A 20,780-nucleotide genomic window follows, 5' to 3' on the forward strand; every position below is an offset into this window, starting at 1 on the left:
TGTCGAAGGCGATGTTGCCGGTCACGCCCTTGTAGTTGATCTTCGCCAGTTCCGGCAGGTACTTCGCCGGCTCGGCGGAGTTGGCCTTCTTCATGGCTTCGACCATCACCATCACCGCGTCATAGACGTACGGTGCATAGATCTGCACGTCGGCGTTGAACTTCTTCTTGAAGGCGGCGCGGAACTCGTCCATGCCCTTCTTCTGTGCTTCTTCCACACCACCTGCCTCGGCGCACACCACCTGGCCGTCGCCCAGGGCGTCGCCTGCCAGCTTGGCCAGCGCTTCGGAGCAGATGCCGTCGCCGCCCATGAACTTGGCGTTGATGCCCAGTGCCTTCATCTGGCGCAGCATCGGGCCGGCCACGGCGTCCATGCCGCCGAAGAACACGGTGTCCGGATTCTTGGACTTGATGGCGGTCAGAATCGCGTTGAAGTCGGTAGCCTTGTCGTTGGTGTACTGCTGCGCCACGATCTCGGCACCGCCGCCCTTGGACTTGACGCCCTTGATGAACTCTTCAGCCACGCCCTGGCCGTAAGCGGTGCGGTCGTCGATGACGGCGATGCGCTTGGCCTTGTTGATCTGCACGGCGTAACGGCCCAGCGTGCCGCCCAGCTGGCCGTCGTTGGCCACGACACGGAAGGCGGACTTGAAGCCCTGCTGCGTGTACTTCGGGTTGGTCGCGGACGGGGAGATCTGCGGGATGCCGGCATCGTGGTAGATCTTCGAAGCCGGGATGGTGGTGCCGGAGTTCAGGTGGCCGATCACGCCGTTGACCTTGGCGTCGACCAGCTTCTGTGCAGCTGCAGTGCCTTGCTTCGGATCGGCGCCGTCGTCTTCGGCCAGCAGTTCGAACTTGACCTTCTTGCCGCCGATGGTCACGCCCTTGGCGTTGAGTTCGTCGATCGCCATGCGCGCGCCGTTCTCATTGTCCTTGCCCAGGTGTGCAATGGCGCCGGAGATCGGGCCCACGTGGCCGATCTTGACGACCTGTTCCTGTGCCGATGCCGCACCTGCGAAGGCAAATGCGATTGCGCCAGCCAACGGAATCATTTTTGTCTTGAACTGCATGTCATGTCTCCTAAGGGAAGAAAGAGAGGAAGGTACTTCAAAGGCGCCTAGGCAGGAACCTGCACAGGCGAAAAACTGGCCTCGCGGCCGGTAATCGCAAAATCGAATTCATCGTCCATGCGCGGATCTCCCAGTGCACGGCGCGGCGAAGGGAACATGCCGGCTGCGCTAATCTTCAACCTGTCGAGGGAGAACTGGCGCAGATGCTTGAATACGCTTTGATTAATCGCAATCATGGCCTGCATGACGAGCAGGTCGACATCGCTGGGGGCCCGGCCGGCGGCAGAGGCCTTGCGCGAACGCGTCTGCTGCTCGGACATCACGCAGCGGAACACGTCTTCCAGCGTCACGAGCGAGGGATCGCAGGTCAGCGCCCATTTGCCGGGCGCATCCTGGCGCAGCAGTCCGGCGCGTGCCAGGGACTGACACAGCTTGGCCAGCTCCTTTTCGGCGCGGCCGGTCGCTTCTTCGAGCTGGGCCATGCCGACGGCGCGCGGAGCGCTTGATACGAGTCGTGCGAGGATTTCGGTGGTGGCGAAAAAGCGGTCATGTAACGCGCTATTGCCGAGAATGCAGTCTTCAACGGTAACCATCAATGTCTCCTTTGTGAGGTCGCACCGCAATGAGAGGCAATCAGTTTGTGGCCGACGCTACTCATGCAGTCTTGCCAGCTTGGGGTCCTGTTTTTGTCGTTATCCGGTCCCTGCCCGTCGTGCCGCTTGCGTGTTTTGTAATTGAAAAAGCGGCTACAACTAGGAACGCAACTTTAGGGACATTCCCTGGCGAATACCATTTCGCTAAGTGACGCCACTTGATGCTGCTTGATGCTAAAATAGCGTCAACCAGCATCAAATCATTGCCAAAAGGAAAAGGAGCGCCATGTCGCTATCGATCGACACCGGCAAGATCCACCCCGCACAACGGGAGTTCTCCGCCAATCTGCGCATGCTCTGCAGCTACTACCGCTCCGTGGCGGACGTCTGCCGCAAGCTGAACCTGAACCGTGCCCAGTTCAACCGCTACCTGAACGGCACCAGCAAGCCGTCGAGCCATACGCTCGAGCGCATCTGCGATTTCTTCGGCGTGGAGCCGTCGGAAATCTACCTGCCGCGCGAACACTTTCATCAGATCGTGCAGGTGCGGCCCAAGCAGCGCGTCGAGCGCGCGGTGTATGCCGACCACATCGCCCGCCTGCAGCACCAGACCACCGGCAAGTTCGACAAGTACCTCGGCTACTACTACGAGTATTACCACTCGATGAGCGCCCCCGGGAAAGTGCTGCGCGGGCTGGTCCACATCTTCACGCATGAAGGCGCGGTGTACCACGAGCGGCTGGAGCGCTTCCCCCAGCATGCGAACCTCGACGAGACCTACAAGTGCAAGTACGTGGGCGGCACCTTTTACCTGAACGACCGCATCTTCCTGGTCGACTATGAATCGCTCACCGGCAACGAAATCGCGCAGACGGTGCTGTTCCCCACCTACAAGAACAAGGTGGCGCGCCTGTCGGGGCTGATGCTCGGCGTCTCGTCGAGCAACCAGCGCGCCATTGCCTGCGCGCGCGTGGTGTTCGAATTCCTCGGCAGGAACATCGACGTGCGCAAGGCGATGCGCCTGTGCGGCCTGTTCGACCCGAAGGAAGACGCGATCGACCCCACCATCCTCAAGGTCATCGACAATTCCCCGCACAAGGACCAGAACCACTTCTACACGATTCCTCTGTAGACTTGCGGCATGCATTCCCTCGCCATCATCGACCGCGGCCTGGAGACGTATGAAGCCAGCTTTGCCGCCATGCGCGCCTACACCGACGCGCGCACGCCGGATTCCGAAGACCAGCTCTGGATCGTCGAGCATCCGCCGGTCTTCACGCTCGGCCTCGGCGCCGATCCGTCCCATGTGCTGGACGCGCACGGCATACCGGTCATCCAGACCGATCGCGGCGGCGAAGTGACCTACCACGGCCCGGGCCAGGTCGTGATCTATCTGCTCATGGACCTGCGGCGCAAGCCTGGCGCACGGCTGTATGCGCGGGAATTCGTGAATAAAATCGAACAATCGGTCATAAATACCTTGCGGGCGTATAATCTTGACGGCGAGCGCAAGCCGGGCGCACCGGGCATTTACATGAGCGACGGCGCCTGGAAAGGCGCGAAAATCGCCGCCCTCGGCCTCAAGATCCGCGGCAGCGGATGCACCTACCACGGTGTCTCGCTGAATGTCGCGATGGACCTCGCCCCGTTCTCCTGGATCAACCCCTGCGGCTATGCAGGCATGGCGACGGTGGACATGAAAAGCGTCGGCGCAAGTGCGCCGCTGCGCGAGGTGCAGCTGGCCCTGGCCAACAACCTGAGCGAATTACTAACGGCGTGATTGCGCCTTTCGCCCGTTGAAGCAGCGGGCGAGGAAATGACCTGCACCATGACCACTGAAAAAGACCCCGTCGCCCCTCCTGCCACTCCTGCCTACAACCCGAGCGAGAAGCAGAAAGGCGCAGGCAAGACTGCCCGCATCCCGATCAAGATCGTTCCGGCTGAAAAGCTGCCCAAGCCCGACTGGATCCGCGTGAAGGCGGGGTCGCCCTCGACCCGCTTCTACGAGATCAAGGACATCCTGCGCGCCAACAAGCTGGTCACGGTGTGCGAGGAGGCAAGCTGCCCGAACATCGGCGAATGCTTCGGCAAGGGCACCGCGACCTTCATGATCATGGGGGACAAGTGCACCCGCCGCTGCCCGTTCTGCGACGTTGGCCACGGCCGTCCCGATCCGCTGGACGTCAACGAGCCGGAAAACCTGGCCAGGACCATTGGCCAGATGAAGCTCTCGTACGTCGTGATCACCTCGGTCGACCGCGACGACCTGCGCGACGGAGGCGCCGGCCATTTCGCAGAGTGCATCCGCAAGGTGCGAGAGCAATCGCCGCATACCCGGATTGAAATCCTCACGCCGGATTTCCGCGGCCGCATGGACCGTGCGCTGGAAATCCTGAAGGCAGCGCCGCCGGACGTGATGAACCACAACCTGGAAACCGTGCCGCGCCTGTACAAGGAAGCCCGCCCCGGTTCCGACTACGCTTACTCCTTGAGCCTGCTCAAACGCTTCAAGGAACTGCACCCGGAGGTGCCGACCAAGTCCGGCCTGATGGTGGGCCTCGGGGAAACCGACGAGGAAATCCTGCAGGTGATGCGCGACCTGCGCGAGCACGGCGTCACCATGCTTACCATTGGCCAGTATCTTATGCCGTCCGGAGACCATTTGCCGGTGCGCCGCTACGTCCATCCCGACACCTTCAAGATGTTCGAGGAAGAAGCGTACAAGATGGGTTTTGCGCATGCCGCCGTCGGCGCAATGGTGCGCAGTTCCTATCATGCCGACCAGCAGGCGCATGGCGCCGGTGTGGTTTGACCCGCCTGCGCAGCATCCCCGCAACAGCCGCTCCGGCCCTTTGAGAAAAGTAAAGAAGCACTTCGCTCGTTAACCGACAATGAGCTTGCCCGCAGCCCGGCCCTCGCGCCGCGCTGCGGAACGGGCTTCCTGTTGTCCTTGCCGCGAGCGTTGCGCTTGAATCCGATTACTGCCTCCATCGCCTGCTCCAGGGCTTCCGTCTCGACCTGCTGCGTCGAAAACCCCCGTTACAAATCTGCATGAACTAATCGGGGGGGCACTTGCCATATCAACATCTATGATCGACTGGACGGATATCACGCATTACGGCGATGTGACGATCACCTCGCTGGCGGCGGCAGCCATCGCCGGATGGCTGTTCGTTGAAGACGAAAAGCGGCTCGCCTTCTGGTGGAGCGTTCTGTTCGCCGGCGGCATGGGCATCGTCATTGCCACGAAAATGGCCTTCATCGGCTGGGGCATCGGCATCCGCGCGATCGACTTCGCGGGCTTCAGCGGACACGCCATGCGCGCGGCCGCGGTACTGCCTGTGCTCCTTTACCTGATACTGCAGCGCACGCGCTTCATCATCCGCGCGGGCGGTGTCGTGTTCGGTTTCGCCTGCGCTGCGATGATCGGGGTCTCGCGCATCGCACTGTATACGCATTCGACGTCGGAAGTCGTGGCCGGCCTGCTGCTCGGCGCGGCGATGAGCCTCACCTTCATCCGCATCGCGCACGGTTCGCTGGGCAAGCACGTGTTCAAGCCGCTGCGCATCGTGTTGAGCCTGCTGGTCCTGCTGCCGGCGCCGTATGTGCATCCGGCGCCGACGCAGCAATGGCTGACCGAACTGACGCTGTATTTTTCCGGCCATGACCATCCGTATCCCCGTGCGGACTGGCGGACCGAGAAGCGCCGGCCATTGGAAGAAGTGCCGTGAGCGGAATCCGCAAATGAAAAAAGCGCCCCGCGGGGCGCTTTTTCATGGATGCGGCAATACGTTTTCGTCAGGCGGCCAATTCCTTCTCCAGCAGCTGGTGCAAGGCGGCAAAGTCCGGCTCGCCGACGTAGCGCTTGATGATCCTTCCCTGCTTGTCGATCACATAGGTGGTCGGCGTCAGCTTCACGTCGTCGAAGGACTTTGCTACATCGCCCTGCGTATCGAGCGCGACCTTGAAGGGCAGGTTGCGCGTCTGCGCGTAATTGAGCACGTAGTTCGGCGGATCGTAGCTCATCGCCACCGCGACGAAGTCGAGGCCCTTGTCCTTGTATTTGTTATACGTCTGCACCATCGCCGGCATTTCCTTGATGCAGGTGGTGCAACTGGTCGCCCAGAAATTGACCATGACGACCTTTCCGCGAAGGCTTTGCATGCTCACCTTGTCGCCGGTGATGCTGGTAAAAGTGACATCGGGCGCGGGCTTCGCAGAGGACAGCGACACATAGCCGAGCGCCGCGACCGCGGCAACCGCGATGGCGCCGAGCCCGATCAGGAACTTGCGCTTGCCGGCAGAGGAAATGGTTTGGGGTTGCATGGCTTCCGGGAGGGTCGGGTGCTTGGATCACCTGCCATTATATGCCCAGGGCCCCCGGGCTGCAGGTCAGGGCCGCAGGTAAGCGTAGCCTTCTCGCGCCTGCAGCCGGGCGACCTCGGCAACACCCGAGGTGACGAGTTTTACGCCGGGCAATACCCGCGATACCTGGATGTCGTGCGCGGTGAGCGTATTGCTGCACAGGCGGAAATCCACCCCCTGCCCGGCAAGTGCGGCAACCGCTGCATCGAACGGCCGTCCGTTGCGCTCGGCGGCGCCGGCAAGCAGGAACTTGATGCCGTCGCCGTTGGCGACCACCACGATCTTCGTTTCCGGCTCGGCGCGCAGATGGTTGCGGATATTGGACATGGCGCGCGAGGCCTGATCGAGACCTTCGGTGAGGTGGTAGACCACCTTGACCGGTTCGGCGGCCATGGCGGGTCCCAGAGCGGGACCGGTGAGCATCGCGAGCGCAAGCAGTTGCAGGAAAGTTCTACGCATACAGTTGATCCGAGGGATCGCTCCAGTGAAAGTCGGTATAGGTTGCTGCGACGGCAGCAGGTATGGGCACTTCCATCGCCGCGCACATGGCGCGCAGCAGATCCGCAATTGTCGCAGGAATAGGAGAAACGGGCTCCGCCTTCCCGGCCGCCCCCAGCAATGCCTTCACCAGAGCCGGTTTCGCCAGCGGCGCCATCTGATGCGCCTTGTCCAATGCGCTACGCGCCTTGTCGTATTGGATGGCAGTTACCGGCACCAGTTCGGCGGGCACGATGACGCGATCCGGCAGCTGTGCCGCGCCGCGTGCAAACAGGTCCTTCGCGTGCGCACCGGTTACGGATGCGGCGACGTGCGCGACCAATGAAAGCAGGAGGACGCATTCCCCGCGCAGGGCGGACAGGCCCGCATAGCGGACCGGTGTCGCACGCCCGGCTCCGGCATCGAGCCGGCGCGCGAGCACCGTCTGCAACACGAACTCCGCCAGCGTCAGCTTGTTGTCGGCCGCGATGAGGCGGTCGGTCGAGCGCAGCAGCGCGTCGCGTTCCTTCTGCGGCAACTGCTTCAGCGTCGGCATGGCAAGGTCGAGCAGCGGCAGGCGGGCACTCTTCGGCAATTTCGCGGCAGCAGCGGACAGGAACAGGACGAACCCGGCGTCCGGCACATCGGCGCGCTCGAGCAGCGCGATCTGCATCCCCCTCTCCTGCGCGCTGTCGACGAGAAGGGCATGCACGAGCGCCAGCGCGCCCTGCCCATCGCGCAAGGCGTGGTCGATATCGGCCGGCAGCGCATGCCGCCCCGCCGGCTCCGCGGCCGTTACCCAGTGCCCCTGCGGCTCGCTGAAGCCGGCGGCGATGTAGGGGATGTCCGGCAAGGCGGGCGGCGGCTCGCCGTACCGGCCGGCATCCTCGACGGCATCGAGCGGCTCTACCGGCCGGCCGTAGATGCGCAGCAAGCGCTCCTCAATGGGCGGGTGCGTCGCCAGCAGACCGGCTGCCAGCCCCGGCTTGGGCGCGCCGAGGAAAAGGTGGGACAGCTGCTCGGCGTTCGGATGCTCGATCCGCGTGCCCAGCCCGGCAATCTTGCGCAGGGCGGCGCCGATGCCATCCGCATTGCGCGTGAACTGCACTGCGCTGGCGTCGGCGAGGAACTCGCGCTGCCGTGACACCGCGGCCTTGATCAGGCGCCCGAAGAAGACGCCGATATAGCCGATGACCAGCAGCGCGATTCCGGTCAGGAACAGTGCCAGCCGCAGCGACGGCCGCTTGTCGCTGCGCTCGCGCGTGCTCCATGAATGCGAACCGAAGTCGATCAGGTGCTGGCCGAAGCCGGCGATCATCTGGATGCCGAACAGCAAACCGATCAGGCGGATGTTCAGGCGCATGTCGCCGTTGAGGATATGGCTGAACTCATGCGCGATCACACCCTGCAGCTCGTCGCGCGTCAGGCGCGTCAGCGTGCCCTTCGTCACCGCGACCACCGCTTCATCCTGGTTGTATCCGGCGACGAAGGCATTGATGGACGCCTCCTTGTCGAGCAGGTAGACGCGCGGACAGGCAATGCCGGAGGCGATCGCCATTTCCTCGACCACGTTCAGCAGGCGGCGTTCCTGCAGGTCGGTCGTCGCGGGCGAAACAGGGCGTCCGCCGGCCATGCGCGCCACGGCCTCGCCGCCCTCGCGCAGATTGAACATTTCGATCAGCGTGCCGCCGCCGATCAGCGCCAGCGTGATCAGCGTGTTGGTGAGGAAGAAGCCGCGCGGGTAATCGCGGATGCCGAACACGGCGCCGGTGGTGGTCCAGCTCCAGGCCAGGGCCGCGGCGGCGTTGACCGCCGCGACAATGGCGATCACCGCAAGCACGAACAGGATGACGAGCGTGCGCGACTGGCGGCGTGCGTGTTCCTGGTGCTGGAAGAAGTTCATCTGGTCGTGGTGCTTTGCACGCGCATGCTATAGCTCGGCTTCACACCCCCATCCCGGCCTTGCCCCTGCGAGGGCGAAGGTGAGAACGGATGCGCTGCGCGCATTGGTTTCAGAAGCTCACTTTCACCGGCTTGCGCTCTTCCGGCGACTCCGTCGACTGCAGCAGTTCGGCCGGCTTGAACGCAAACACCCCGGCGATGATGGAGCCGGGGAACTGCTCGCGCGAGGTGTTGTACTGCATCACCCCGTCGTTGTAGGCCTGGCGCGCGAAGGCGATGCGGTTCTCGGTGCTGGTCAGCTCCTCGGTCAGCTGCATCATGTTCTCGTTGGCCTTGAGTTCGGGATAAGACTCCGACAGCGCGAACATCTTGCCCAGCGTGGCCGACAGCATTCCCTCGGCGGATGCCATTTGCCGCATCGCGGCTGTATCGCCGGGATCGGCCGCTGCCTTCGCATTGGCGTTGACGGCCTGGTTGCGCGCGGCGATGACCGCTTCCAGCGTTTCCCGCTCGTGCTTCATGTAGCCCTTGGCCGTTTCCACGAGGTTGGGAATGAGGTCGTAGCGGCGCTTGAGCTGCACGTCGATCTGCGAGAACGCGTTCTTGACCTGATTCTGCAGGCTCACCAGCCTGTTGTATGCGCCGACGCCCCAGAACAGGACGACGAGGACGACTGCGGTCAGGACGATCAATCCGGTCATGCTTCCCCCTGAAAAGAAAATAGGCCGCAAATACAAATCGATTTGCGGCCTACTATAGCATCCGGTCTTGGCCGGAACTTACTTTTTGGCGGTGTCGTCCGAAGTCCGCGTCATCTGCCGCAGCTCGTCCTCGGAAATGTATTCGAAGACCTTGACGACCTTCTTCACGCCGCTCACCCCGCGCGCCACGTCGCCGGCGAGATTGCCTTCGCGCTGCGTCACGCGCCCCATCAGGTAGACGGTGCCGCGCTCGGTGACGACCTTGATCGAATTGGCATACAGGTCCTTGGCATCCACGAAGGCGGCCTTCACCATGCCGGTGATCAGCGAATCGTTCGAGCGGGAGCTGAAGCTCGATATCATCCCCACTTCGAGATCGTTCACGATGGACTGCACGCCCTCGATGGCGGCGACCTCGCGCTCGACCGCGGCCTTCATCGCTTCGTCGCGTACTTCACCGGTGAGCAGGACCTTGCGGTTGAAACTGGTGACGTTCACATGGCCGGCGTCGCCCACGATGCGCGGAACGCGGGTTTCGCCCTTGAACAGGATCGCCTTGTCCTCGGTCTGGGCGCCGAAGGTGCGGCGGTCGGTGGCGGCCAGCGTGCCGACGACGGCGCTGCCGACCGCCATCTCGACGCAGCCCTGCAGCGCGGTCACTGCCGCGCCGCACAGGACGGCCATTGCAACAGGACGTTTCAAGCGCGTCCATTTAATCATTCAGCTTCCTCCCCAAATAACGCGACGTCGATGCCGTCGCATAAACAATGTATGGTCAACAAGTGCACTTCCTGGATCCTTGCCGTGCGGTCGTGCGGCACGCAGATGTGCACGTCGGCATCGGTCAGTCGCTTGCCGATCGTGCCGCCGCCCTTGCCGGTGAGCGCCACGACCCGCATGTCGCGCTCGAGCGCCGCTTCGACCGCCGCCAGGACGTTGCCGGAATTGCCCGACGTCGACAGCGCCAGCAGGATGTCGCCCGCCTGGCCGAAAGCCTGCACTTGCTTGGCGAACACGTCCTGGAAACTGTAGTCGTTGCCGACGGCAGTCAGGATCGAGGTGTCGGTGGTCAGCGCCATTGCCGGCAGCGGCAGGCGTTCGCGTTCGAAGCGTCCGACCAGCTCGGCAGCAAAGTGCTGGCAGTCGGCAGCCGAACCGCCATTCCCGCAAGCAAGGATCTTGTTGCCGTTAGACAATGCTGTAAACATAAGTTCCACAGCTTGTGCAATCGGTTGCGCCAGCAGCGTGGCGGACTTGATTTTCAGTTCGGCACTTTCCTGGAAGTGCGCCTGGATGCGGTGGTTTGTCATAGTCTGGGGATTATAGTGCAGGCGCGCAGCAGGCACGCCGTGGGGAAACAAAATGCCGGGCGGTATTGCAGGAACGCTATCAGGCCTCGATTGCGTTCTTGAGCCATTCCAGCCCGGTGCCATCGATGGCTATGACATCGAAGCGGCATGCAGGTGGCATTGTGTATCGCTGGAGGAAGGTCTGCGCGGCAACGATCAGGCGGGCCTGCTTGCGTGCAGTCACGCTGGCCGCGGCGCCGCCATATCCGCTTGCAGCGCGCTTGCGCACTTCCACGAAGACAAGGCTGCGTCCGTCCCGCATGACGAGGTCGATTTCACCGCCCTTGCAGCGGAAGTTGCGCTCCACCAGCACCAGTCCCTGTTGCAGCAGGAAACGCAGCGCCAGCTCTTCTCCCGCGTCACCCTCGACCTGCTTCGGCGTGCGCCGGCGCGACAGCGCGTCGGCAATGCCCATCAGCGCGCTTCCGCCGCGCTCACGACGCTGCCTTCGCGGTACACCGCCTGCTGCGTGACGCGCTCGAAGCGCGCCTGCATCGGTGTGAATTGCGCCTTGAGCCGGCCGGTCACACCGTCGAGCTCGACGGTGGTGCGCCCGTCGGCGACCTCGCGGGCGATGCGGTAGGCGTCGATGCCCAGCGCGTACAGGCGCTCGTGATCGGCATTGCGCTTCTGGTCGGCCTCGACCACGAGCCGCGGATAGGACATGACCGCAGGATGGTCGGCCAGCAGTTGCCAGGGGATGTCCAGCAGGCGCGTGCCGTCCATTTCACTTGCCCGTTCCGCGACGATACGGTCGGTCAGGGCGGTGGGATTGAGCTGCGAGGTGCCGTACATGGCGATATCCTTGCCCATCACCGCGCGCACCTGGCGTGCCTGGCGCGCGTCGAGCGCGAGAAAGATCATGGCCGGCGGCTCGGTCTCGACCTGCTTCTTCAATTGCAGCAGATTGCGGCCGTTCAGGAAACCGTCGTTCGCAGGCAGCTCCACCAGTTCCGACTCGCGGCCGCGCTGCTGCCAGTGCGCCTCGAAGGCCTTCGCGGCGCGGCGCTGCCATGCCGTCGGCGAGTACAGGACCAGCGCCTTGCCCTTGCGAATGTCATTGACCGCCCAGTCGGCGACCTGCCGCGCCTCGTCTTCGATCGACAGGCCGATCACCAATAGCTGGGGCGGCAGCTTGACGTCGCCGCTTTCGGTGTCCGGAGGCGTGAGCGCAATCGTCGGCCTCGTGACCGCATCGTTCTGGACCACGGCCGTCACGCCGCTGCGCGACAAGGGGCCGACGACGACATCGTTCAGCGCGCTTGCCGCCTTGTAGCCGGAGAGGATGTCCTGGGCCGAGTCGCCGGTCTCGACGATATTGACCGTGATGCCGTCGCGTTCGCGCTCGTACGCGGCCTGGAAGCCGGCACGGAGCACTTCCGCGGGCTGGCGCAGGATTTCCGAGCGCAGGGGCAGCACCAGCGCAATACTCACCCGCTTTTCCGTCGTGGACAGGTCCACCGGCCCGATGACAACCCCGCTGTCGGCTGTGCCGGTCGTGCCAGTCGCACTGCTCGTGCCGGTCGGGCCCGTTGTATTTGCGCTCGCCGGCAGGCACAATCCGCTCAGCACCAAGCTCATCACCACCCGTATTGCCCATTGGCCCGACATCACTTCTCCTCATGCCACATTCAACGTCCAGCGCACCGTCCCTCGATTCCATCATGCAGGACGTTGCTCATCAGGTATATCCGCCGTCGACATTATATGTGGTGGCCACTCCCATCGGGAATGCAGGGGATATCACGTTGCGGGCGGTCAATGTGCTTGCCCTTGCCGATGCGGTGGCCTGCGAGGATACGCGCAACACCGCGCAACTCCTGCAACGCTATGGTTTGCACAAGGAACTGATTGCCGCCCATGAACACAACGAGCGCGAAGCGGCGGAGAAGCTTGTCGAGCGCTTGCGGGCGGGGCAGCGCATCGCGCTGGTCTCGGATGCAGGCACGCCGGCGGTGTCCGATCCCGGCGCGCGCATCGTCGATGCCGTACGCGCGGCCGGCCTGCGCGTGACACCCCTGCCGGGCGCCTCGGCGGCGGTGAGTGCGCTCTCGGCAAGCGGACTCATCGGCGACCGCTTCCTGTTCGCCGGATTCCTGCCCGCCAAGGCGAAGCAGCGCGAAGCGGCATTGATGGCGCTGAAGCCGGTGGCAGCAACGCTCGTTTTCTATGAAGCACCGCACCGCATCCTCGAGATGACGGACGCGTTGAGCGCGACCCTTGAAGCGGGACGGCAGGTCGTCTTTGCGCGCGAACTGACGAAGCTGTTCGAGGAAGTGCATCGCTGCACGCTGGCCGAGGCGCGTGCCTGGCTGGAGGCGGACGCGAACCGGCAGAAAGGCGAGTTCGTGGTCCTTGTGGAAGGTGCGCCGCCCGCGGCGGAAGGCGACGACGCGGAGGCGGAACGCATCCTCGCCATCCTGCTTGAAGAGTGCCCGTTGAAGCAGGCCGCGGCGCTCGCGGCAAAAATCACCGGAAAGAAGAAGAACGCGCTGTACGAGCGCGCGCTCGAGATCAAGGGCGGCGGCTGACCGCGCTCAGCGCTGCACGATCATCGCCTTGCCCAGACCGCCTTCCTGCAGCTGCCGTGCAGCGGCATCGGCTTCCGCCCTCGTGGCAAACGGGCCGCTGTAGACGCGAAAGTACATGCCGTACTCCACGACTTCCATCGGCCGCAGCGAGAGGCCCGGTATTTTTTCCAGGCGCTGGCGTGCCGCCTCCGCATTCGCCGCCTGCGAATATGCCCCGATCTGCAGGTAATACCCCTGTCCCGATACCGCCGGCGGCGACGCCACCACGGCCGGCGCGGAAGCGGCCTGCGTCTCCAGCACCCGCGGCGCTTCAGGACCGCCGAGATTGACCGGCATGGCAACGACTTCCGGCGTTGCAGCCTGCTCCGCCGGCCCCTTGGCCATGCGGCCGATGTCATCGTGCAGGATGCGCTCGACCTCCAGTTCACTGCTGCCCCTGCCGAGATAACCCAGCTTGAGCGCCGCGGTGTACGACAGGTCGATGATGCGTCCCGAATGGAAGGGGCCGCGGTCATTGATCCTGACCACGACCTGCTTGCCGTTGGACAGGTTGGTGACGCGCGCGTAGGAAGGAATCGGCAAGGTGGGATGTGCGGCCGTCATCTTGTACATGTCGTACGGCTCGCCGGAAGAGGTTTTCTGACCATGGAACTTCCGGCCGTACCAGCTGCCGATGCCGCGCTGCTTGAACGGCTTTTCGTCGGTCACGGGCGTGTAGCTCTTGCCGAACACCGTATAGGGACGGTTGGCACGCGTGGAATACGGCTCGATCCGCGGTTCGGCATCCGGCACGTCCATCAGGCCCTCGGGCGGTGCGTCGCCCGGTCCGTCGTCCTTGTAGTACCCCCCGCGGCCGGAGCCGGCGGGCGGCAGCGCAGGCAGGCTGGAGGACGGCTTGGCTTGCGTCGTACGCGCCGGCGAGTCGGTGGAGGGGGACGGCAGGGGCACGCTGCTGCAGCCGGCCAGGATGAGCGGCACGGCGGCGGCGAGCAATTGACAGGCGTGCAGGATGCGGTGACGCAAGGGCAGTGACATCTCGTTATCCTTCTTCGTTTTTGTCGAGACAGGCCGTGCCTTGTACGGGCACGGCCGGGGGCATCAGGTCTGCACCAGCTTGCGGTGCCGCTGGATGCTCATCAGGATGCCGATGCCGAGGCCGAGCGTGACGAACGCCGTGCCCCCGTAGCTCATGAACGGCAGAGGCACGCCGACCACGGGCAGGATGCCGCTCACCATGCCCATGTTCACGAAGGCATAGGTGAAGAACATCAGCGTCAGCGCGCCGGCCAGCAGGCGGCTGAACAGGGTCGGTGCGTTCGCTGCGATAAACAGGCCGCGGCCGATCAGCATCAGGTACAGGACGAGCAGCACGATATTACCGACCAGGCCGAACTCTTCCGAATAAACGGCGAAGATGAAGTCGGTGGTGCGCTCGGGGATGAACTGCAGGTGGCCCTGCGTGCCGTTCAGCCAACCCTTGCCCATCATGCCGCCGGAGCCGATCGCGATCATCGACTGGATGATATGGAAGCCCTTGCCGAGGGGATCGGAGGTCGGGTCGATCAGGGTCATGACGCGCTGGCGCTGGTAGTCGTGCATCATCGACCACCCGATCGGCAGGAAGGCCGCGCCGGCGAGCGCCAGCCCGATGATGATCTTCCACGGCAGGCCGGCAAGGAAGATCACGTAGAAACCGGAAGCCATGACGAGCAGCGCCGTGCCGAGGTCGGGCTGCTTCATGATGAGCGCGACCGGCACCATGAGCAGCATGGCGGCGATGATGAATTCGGGGATGCGGATCACGCTCTCCCGCTTCTGGAACCACCATGCGAGCATCAGCGGCGTGGCGATTTTCATGATCTCGGACGGCTGGATGACGATGCCGACATTGATCCAGCGCTGCGCGCCCTTCTTGATGATGCCGAACAGTTCGACGCCGACCAGCAGCGCCACACCCACGACATAGATCGGCACCGCCAGGCGCATCAGCGTCTGCGGCGAGACATTGGCCGTGATCCACATGATGAGCACGGACAGCGCGATGTTGCGCAGGTGGTCCTCCAGGCGGCCCGGGAAGTCGATGCCGGCCGATACCATCGTGATGGTGCTGCTCAGGAAGACCAGGCCGACGATGATCGTCAGCTGCCAGTCGAACACGGTGAAATAGGGTTTGAGGGTGGGCCAGATCGCGCGCTTTTCACCCAGGCCAACGGTCGCCATCAGTCTCCCTCCACCTCGATCGGTTGCGCCGCCGTTTCCTTCGATTCCGGACGCTTGCCGAGCAGGTAATAGTCAAGTGCGAGACGCGCGATCGGCGCGGCGGCGGCCGCGCCGAAACCGCCGTTCTCGACGATCACGGCCAGCGCGATGCGCGGCTTGTCCACCGGCGCGAAAGAAACGTAGAGCGAGTGGTCGCGATGGCGTTCGGGCATCTTCTTCGCGTCGTATTTTTCATTGCGGCCCAGACCGATGGCCTGCGCGGTACCGGTCTTGCCGGCGGAAACGTACTCGGCCTTGGCAAAGGCGCGCGAGGAGGTACCCTCCTTCACCACGCCCGCCATCGCATTCTTGACGAAGTTGATGTTGTCCTGCTTGAGCGGAATGCGATAGCTTTCCTTCGGCACGGTCAGCGTGCGCTCCTTCGTCACACCATCCTCGATGGTCTTGACCAGGTGCGGACGCATCACCACGCCGTCGTTAGCGAGGTTTGCCATGGCGTGTGCCATCTGCAGCGGTGTGAAGGCGTTATAACCCTGGCCGATACCGACCGACACGGTCTCGCCCGCGTACCACTTCTTGTGCTCCGGCTTCTTGTAGGCATTGCGCTTCCAGGTCGTCGACGGCAGCACGCCGTTGCGCTCGTTTTCGAGGTCGATGCCGGTGTACTGGCCGAAGCCGAACGGTTTCATGAAGTCATGGATGGTATCGATCCCGAGATCGTTGGCCAGCATGTAGTAGTAGGTATTGCAGGACACGACGATGGACTTGTACATGTCGACCATGCCGTGGCCGCCGACCTTGTCGTCGCGGAAGCGGTGGCTGCCGAACCAGAAGAAGCCGGGGTCGGCAATGGCCTGGTTGGGCGTGCGCTTGCCCGTCTCCAGCGCCGCCAGCGCCATGTAGGGCTTGAAGGTGGAGCCGGGCGGATAGGTGCCGATGAGGGGACGGTTGAGCAGCGGCCGGTCGATCGAGGTGTTCAGCTCTTCCCAGCTCTGCGCATCGATGCCTTCGACGAAGAGATTCGGGTCGAAGGTCGGCTTCGACACATAGGCCAGGATGTCGCCGGTGGAAGGCTCGATCGCCACCAGCGCCCCGCGGCGGTCGCCGAAGGCTTCCTCGACGATCTTCTGCAGCTCGATGTCGATCGACAGGATCAGGTTCTGCCCCGGAGTGGCGGCGGTGCGCGAAAGCGTGCGCACCGCGCGGCCGCCCGCCGTCACTTCGACTTCTTCGTAACCGGTCTTGCCGTGCAGGATGGCCTCGTACTTCTTCTCCAGCCCTTCCTTGCCGATGTAGTCGGTGCCGGCATAGTTGGCCGGATCTTCCATTTCCTCGATGCGCTTGGCGTCGCGCTGGCTGATGCGGCCGATGTAGCCGATCACGTGCGAAGCGGTTTCGCCGAGCGGATACTGGCGGAACAGGCGGGCCTGGATCTCGACGCCCGGGAAACGGTAGCGCTGCGCGGTGAAGCGGGCCACTTCCTCGTCGGTAAGGCGGGTGCGGATGGGTACGCTTTCGAAATTCTTGGCTTCTTCCAGCAGGCGGCGGAAACGGCGGCGGTCCTTGGGCTGGATGTCGACGACCGTCGACAGCTCCTCGATCACGCCGTCCAGGGTATCGGCGATCTTGGATGGGGTGATCTCCAGCGTGTACGCAGAGAAGTTGCGCGCCAGGACCACACCGTTGCGATCGAGGATCAGGCCGCGGTTCGGCACCACAGGCACGACCGAGATGCGGTTGTCCTCCGCCTGGCTCATGTAATCGCTGTGCTTGAACACCTGCAGCCAGAGGAAACGCGCACACAGCAGGCCGAAACAGATGAACACGAACACCGCCACCACCGAGAGGCGGAGGCGGAAGAAATGCAGTTCCTGTTCTGTATTCTTAAACTCGGTCATGCGGGTTCACGTCGGGTACTAAACGGGCGATTTCCTGCCATGCAGGCGGTCGAAAACAAGGTGCACCGGTCAGATCGGGCGGGTGTCGTCACGATCGACCGCACGCCGCTGCGGCGCCAGCAGGATCCATGTCACGACCGGCCACAATGCGGCGGCGATGAAGCTTTCCAGGAAGAAGAACCAGCCCGGAAAATCGCCGCTCACCATCATCCGGATCAGCAGCTGCACGAACTGCATCAGGACCAGCAGCGGCAGCACATGCAGGGTCTGCGTCGACACTTTGAACCACAGCACCCGGCGGTGGATCATGATCGCGAAATACGACAGCAGGGTGTACGAAAGCGCGTTCTCGCCGAGCAGCGTCGCATCGTGCACATCCATCAGCAGCCCCATGAAGAAGGCGATGCCGATACCCACCTTGCGCGGCTGGTGGATGCTCCAGAACACCAGCACCAGCGCGACGAAGTCGGGAATGCCCACCCAACCGCCCCAAGGCAACAGGTTCAGCAGGAAGGCGACGATCAGGCTGGCAACGATGAACAGCGGGTTCGCCGGCAGCAGGATGTATTGCGGACGGTGGTTCATGGCGTGGCTCCCTGCGGTGTTGCGGCCGGTGCGGCGGCTGGTGTTGCAGCAGGCGCGGTTGCGGCGGCCGGCGCGGGTCTTGCCGGCACGGGCGCGGGCGGCTTCGGCGCTGCGAGGGCTGCGGGGGCCGCTGTACGGGCTGCTGCCGGTGCCGCACTCGTTCCGGGCGTGGTTGCGGCCGGCTTGGCCGGCGCTGCCGCATTTGCAGGCGCAGGTGCAGGTGCAGGTGCAGGCGTGGTTGCGGCCGGCTTCGCCGGAGCGGGCGCGCTTGGCGCCGGCTTGACGGGCGCGGGCGCAGCGGCCTGTGGCGTCGCAGGCTTGTCGGCAACCGGTGCAGCGGCCGGCACGGCGGCAGAGGTGGGAGCGACTCCAGCCGCTCCGTTGGCAGGCACTGCCGCAGGCGCTTGCGGGCTCGCCGCTGCAGCCGGATTGGCTGCCGCAGCCTGCTTGGCCGCCTCCTTGGCTGCCTCGCGCTTGGCCGCCCTTTCCTTCTTCGGATCTTCAGGCTCGGGGCGCGGCGGGAAACGCATTTCGGTCAGCAGAATGAGCAGCTGGCGGTTGCGGTCGATGCCGGCCAGCGGCTGGCAGACGATGCGCGCGAAGGCGTCGGACGACTTGCGATCCACCTGGGTCACCTTGGCCACGGCCAGGCCGGCCGGATACACGCCGTCGATGCCGGACGTGACAAGCACGTCGCCGTTCTGGATGTCGGCATTGGCAGGCATGAAGCGCAGGTCGAGCGCGCCGGAGTGGCCCTGACCGTAGGCGATGCTGCGCAGTCCGCTGCGCACCACCTGCACCGGAATCGCCTGGTCCTTGTCGGTCAGCAGCGTCACTTCCGAGGTGAACGGGAAGACGCGCGTCACTTGGCCGACCACGCCGACGTCGTCGATGACCGGCTGCCCCTGCGCCACGCCGTGGCTGGTGCCGCGATCGACGATGATCTTGCGGGTGAAGGCGTCACGGGCGTCGTACAGGATCTCGGTCATCACGGATTTCACCGCGAGCCGCTCGTTGGCCGACAGCAGTTTGCGCAGGTGTGCGTTCTCGGCCGTCAGCTGCTGCACCTGCTGCAGCGTTTGGCCGTTGGTGATCTGCTGCTCTTTCAGGCCGCGATTCTCCTTCTGCATCGCCGACAGCGAAGAGAAGTAGCCGCCGACCATGTAGGCGGCGTCGCGCGGCAGCAAGGCCACGACCTGCAGCGGGTAAAGCGCGGTGCCGACCACCTGGCGGATGGCGCCCAGCGAACGCAGGCGCGCGTCGGCCACCAGCAGGATCAGGGCGATCAGGGAGAAGAACACCACTTTGGCACGGGCTGACGCGCCTTGCTTGAAGAGTGGCGGTGGACTGTAATCCATCAGGGTCTAGCGAAGATTGCGAAAGGTGACCGAGAATTTCTGTCCGGCGGCACGCCTTGCGGAATCCCGGCAAGGCGTGTCAGGAAAAACATCGTGTCGCTTACTCGTAGGAGAAGATGGAACCGAGCTTGTCCATGCGCTCGAGCGCCATGCCGGAGCCGCGCACCACGCAGGTCAGCGGATCCTCGGCGACGATCACGGGCAGGCCGGTTTCTTCCATCAGGAGGCGGTCCAGGTCGCGCAGCAGTGCGCCGCCGCCGGTCAGCATCATGCCCTTCTCGGCGATGTCCGCGCCGAGTTCCGGCGGGGTCTGCTCGAGCGCGTTCTTCACGGCGGAGACGATGTTGTTCAGCGGATCGGTCAGCGCTTCCAGGATCTCGTTGCTGGAGATCGTGAACGAACGCGGGATGCCCTCGGACAGGTTGCGGCCCTTGACTTCCATTTCCTTGACTTCGGAACCCGGGAAGGCGGAGCCGATTTCCTTCTTGATCGCTTCGGCGGTCTGCTCGCCGATCAGCATGCCGTAGTTGCGGCGGATGTAGTTGACGATCGCTTCGTCGAACTTGTCGCCGCCCACGCGCACGGAGCCCTTGTACACCATGCCGCCCAGCGAGATGATGCCGACTTCGGTCGTACCGCCCCCGATGTCGACCACCATCGAGCCGGTCGCGTCGGATACCGGCAGGCCGGCGCCGATCGCGGCGGCCATCGGTTCTTCGATCAGGTACACCTGCGAGGCGCCCGCGCCGAGCGCGGATTCGCGGATCGCGCGGCGCTCGACCTGGGTGGAACCGCAGGGAACGCAGATGATGATGCGCGGGGACGGCTTGAACAGCTTGGAGTCGTGCACCATGCGGATGAACTGCTTGAGCATCTGCTCGGTGACGGTGAAGTCGGCGATCACGCCATCCTTCATCGGGCGGATCGCCTCGATATTGCCCGGCACCTTGCCCAGCATCTGCTTGGCCTCCTTGCCGACGGCCTGGATGGTTTTCTTGCCGTTCGGGCCGCCCTGCTGACGAATCGCCACCACCGACGGTTCGTCCAGCACGATACCCATGTTGCGCACGTAGATCAGCGTATTGGCCGTGCCCAGGTCGATTGCCAGGTCGTTAGAGAAGTAACTGCGTAAAAATCCGAACATGTATGGTCCCGTGCGCATCGTCGCGCGCTTAATGTTGGTCGTGGTTGGTCGTGGTTGGTGGTGAAAACCTCCGTACCGGCGGCATGTCAAAGCTGCTATCGCCGGCGAGGTATTAACCCATCATTCTACCTTATAATTTAGCCGAAGTTAGTCGGCGGAAACTTCAAAAATGCGTACCGGATACACACCAGATCGCGCGTTTTGACAAGTTTTTGCCAGAATTAGAAAACATTTTGTTCCTTTGAAAATAACGGCCTTCCAAGGGCCGGCAAATCCTTTCCATCATGTCACTCGACCTCTCCGACGTTAAACGCCTTGCCCGCCTGGCGCAGCTCGATCTGAACGAAGACCAGGCTGCCCGCACGCTGGACAAGCTCAACGACATCTTCAACCTGGTGGAGCAGATGCGCGCCGTCGATACCGCCGGCATCGAACCGCTCAACCATCCGATCGCCGCCTACCAGAACGACGTAGCCCTGCGCCTGCGCGAAGACGCAGTCACCGAGCAGAACCGCCGGGAGGAGTACCAGAAGGTCGCTCCCGCCACCCAGGACGGCCTGTACCTGGTTCCGAAAGTCATCGAATAAG

22 protein-coding genes are annotated in these 20,780 nt (G+C 63.7%); 6 read left to right on the forward strand and 16 right to left on the reverse strand.

The genetic code is table 11. The features are described from left to right. Positions 1-1,069, reverse strand: a 1,069-nt coding sequence (locus tag VFF99_RS20575; RefSeq protein WP_325020797.1) for a branched-chain amino acid ABC transporter substrate-binding protein, incomplete at its 3' end; no start/stop codon positions are given. A gap of 47 nt (positions 1,070-1,116) precedes the next feature. Next, complete coding sequence (locus VFF99_RS20580; protein ID WP_325020798.1) at positions 1,117-1,662, reverse strand: Rrf2 family transcriptional regulator; 546 nt, start codon at positions 1,660-1,662, stop codon at positions 1,117-1,119. 286 nt (positions 1,663-1,948) lie between these two features. Between VFF99_RS20580 and VFF99_RS20585 the strand changes: the two genes are divergently transcribed. The 4 genes from VFF99_RS20585 (at position 1,949) to VFF99_RS20600 (ending at position 5,393) form a co-directional block, all read left to right on the forward strand. Continuing rightward, positions 1,949-2,794, forward strand: coding sequence for a helix-turn-helix transcriptional regulator (locus VFF99_RS20585; RefSeq protein WP_325020799.1), 846 nt, complete (start codon positions 1,949-1,951; stop codon positions 2,792-2,794). A gap of 9 nt (positions 2,795-2,803) precedes the next feature. Continuing rightward, entirely contained in the window at positions 2,804-3,442 is a 639-nt protein-coding gene (lipB, locus tag VFF99_RS20590; protein WP_325020800.1) for a lipoyl(octanoyl) transferase LipB, read from the forward strand. A 48-nt stretch (positions 3,443-3,490) separates the two neighbouring features. Continuing rightward, positions 3,491-4,474, forward strand: coding sequence for a lipoyl synthase (gene lipA, locus VFF99_RS20595; RefSeq protein WP_325020801.1), 984 nt, complete (start codon positions 3,491-3,493; stop codon positions 4,472-4,474). 277 nt (positions 4,475-4,751) lie between these two features. Next, positions 4,752-5,393 carry a phosphatase PAP2 family protein gene (locus VFF99_RS20600; RefSeq protein WP_325020802.1) on the forward strand — a complete coding sequence of 214 codons (642 nt, stop codon included), beginning with the start codon at positions 4,752-4,754 and terminating at the stop codon, positions 5,391-5,393. 67 nt (positions 5,394-5,460) lie between these two features. Here the strand turns inward: VFF99_RS20600 and VFF99_RS20605 are convergent, their stop codons facing one another. The 8 genes from VFF99_RS20605 to VFF99_RS20640 all read right to left on the reverse strand — a co-directional run bounded on the left by VFF99_RS20605 (position 5,461) and on the right by VFF99_RS20640 (position 12,067). Beyond that, a complete protein-coding gene (locus VFF99_RS20605) occupies positions 5,461-5,988 on the reverse strand; it encodes a TlpA disulfide reductase family protein (protein WP_325020803.1) in 528 nt (175 codons plus the stop codon). A 66-nt stretch (positions 5,989-6,054) separates the two neighbouring features. Beyond that, on the reverse strand, positions 6,055-6,486 hold the full coding sequence (locus VFF99_RS20610; RefSeq protein ID WP_325020804.1) for a DsrE family protein: 432 nt from the start codon (positions 6,484-6,486) through the stop codon (positions 6,055-6,057). Further along, on the reverse strand, positions 6,479-8,407 hold the full coding sequence (locus tag VFF99_RS20615) for a M48 family metallopeptidase (protein WP_325020805.1): 1,929 nt from the start codon (positions 8,405-8,407) through the stop codon (positions 6,479-6,481). Before VFF99_RS20615 ends, VFF99_RS20610 begins: the two co-directional genes overlap by 8 nt. Positions 8,408-8,516: 109 nt before the next feature. Then, a complete protein-coding gene (locus tag VFF99_RS20620; RefSeq protein ID WP_325020806.1) occupies positions 8,517-9,107 on the reverse strand; it encodes a LemA family protein in 591 nt (196 codons plus the stop codon). Positions 9,108-9,185: 78 nt separating this feature from the next. Beyond that, positions 9,186-9,827: a BON domain-containing protein gene (locus tag VFF99_RS20625; RefSeq protein ID WP_325020807.1), complete on the reverse strand. Its 642-nt coding sequence runs from the start codon at positions 9,825-9,827 to the stop codon at positions 9,186-9,188. Beyond that, positions 9,824-10,417, reverse strand: coding sequence for a phosphoheptose isomerase (locus VFF99_RS20630; RefSeq protein WP_325020808.1), 594 nt, complete (start codon positions 10,415-10,417; stop codon positions 9,824-9,826). The genes VFF99_RS20625 and VFF99_RS20630 overlap by 4 nt, the downstream gene beginning before the upstream one ends. A 79-nt stretch (positions 10,418-10,496) precedes the next feature. Beyond that, the gene (locus tag VFF99_RS20635) at positions 10,497-10,871 is read right to left on the reverse strand and encodes a YraN family protein (protein WP_325020809.1); all 375 of its coding nucleotides are present in this window, start codon (positions 10,869-10,871) and stop codon (positions 10,497-10,499) included. Further along, a complete protein-coding gene (locus tag VFF99_RS20640; RefSeq protein WP_325020810.1) occupies positions 10,871-12,067 on the reverse strand; it encodes a penicillin-binding protein activator in 1,197 nt (398 codons plus the stop codon). The genes VFF99_RS20635 and VFF99_RS20640 overlap by 1 nt, the downstream gene beginning before the upstream one ends. A 53-nt stretch (positions 12,068-12,120) precedes the next feature. Between VFF99_RS20640 and rsmI the strand changes: the two genes are divergently transcribed. Then, positions 12,121-12,987 (forward strand): 16S rRNA (cytidine(1402)-2'-O)-methyltransferase, encoded by an 867-nt coding sequence (gene rsmI, locus VFF99_RS20645; RefSeq protein WP_414691566.1) that lies wholly within the window; start codon positions 12,121-12,123, stop codon positions 12,985-12,987. Between the two features lie 6 nt (positions 12,988-12,993). On the opposite strand, the gene VFF99_RS20650 is transcribed toward rsmI, so the two are convergent. The 6 genes from VFF99_RS20650 to VFF99_RS20675 all read right to left on the reverse strand — a co-directional run bounded on the left by VFF99_RS20650 (position 12,994) and on the right by VFF99_RS20675 (position 20,192). Continuing rightward, positions 12,994-14,022: a septal ring lytic transglycosylase RlpA family protein gene (locus tag VFF99_RS20650; protein ID WP_325020812.1), complete on the reverse strand. Its 1,029-nt coding sequence runs from the start codon at positions 14,020-14,022 to the stop codon at positions 12,994-12,996. Positions 14,023-14,085: 63 nt separating this feature from the next. Then, positions 14,086-15,207 (reverse strand): rod shape-determining protein RodA, encoded by a 1,122-nt coding sequence (gene rodA, locus VFF99_RS20655; RefSeq protein ID WP_325020813.1) that lies wholly within the window; start codon positions 15,205-15,207, stop codon positions 14,086-14,088. Continuing rightward, on the reverse strand, positions 15,207-17,105 hold the full coding sequence (mrdA, locus tag VFF99_RS20660) for a penicillin-binding protein 2 (protein ID WP_325020814.1): 1,899 nt from the start codon (positions 17,103-17,105) through the stop codon (positions 15,207-15,209). The genes rodA and mrdA overlap by 1 nt, the downstream gene beginning before the upstream one ends. Before the next feature lie 69 nt (positions 17,106-17,174). Then, positions 17,175-17,690: a rod shape-determining protein MreD gene (mreD, locus tag VFF99_RS20665; RefSeq protein ID WP_325020815.1), complete on the reverse strand. Its 516-nt coding sequence runs from the start codon at positions 17,688-17,690 to the stop codon at positions 17,175-17,177. Then, positions 17,687-19,048, reverse strand: coding sequence for a rod shape-determining protein MreC (gene mreC / locus VFF99_RS20670; RefSeq protein WP_325020816.1), 1,362 nt, complete (start codon positions 19,046-19,048; stop codon positions 17,687-17,689). The genes mreD and mreC overlap by 4 nt, the downstream gene beginning before the upstream one ends. 100 nt (positions 19,049-19,148) lie before the next feature. Then, positions 19,149-20,192 (reverse strand): rod shape-determining protein, encoded by a 1,044-nt coding sequence (locus tag VFF99_RS20675; RefSeq protein ID WP_057290805.1) that lies wholly within the window; start codon positions 20,190-20,192, stop codon positions 19,149-19,151. Positions 20,193-20,476: 284 nt separating this feature from the next. On the opposite strand from VFF99_RS20675, the gene gatC reads away from it, so the two are divergent. Then, positions 20,477-20,779 carry an Asp-tRNA(Asn)/Glu-tRNA(Gln) amidotransferase subunit GatC gene (gene gatC, locus VFF99_RS20680; RefSeq protein WP_325020817.1) on the forward strand — a complete coding sequence of 101 codons (303 nt, stop codon included), beginning with the start codon at positions 20,477-20,479 and terminating at the stop codon, positions 20,777-20,779. Position 20,780: the final 1 nt, after the last annotated feature.

This window comes from Noviherbaspirillum sp., assembly GCF_035654295.1.
Classification (GTDB): Bacteria; Pseudomonadota; Gammaproteobacteria; order Burkholderiales; family Burkholderiaceae_D; genus Noviherbaspirillum.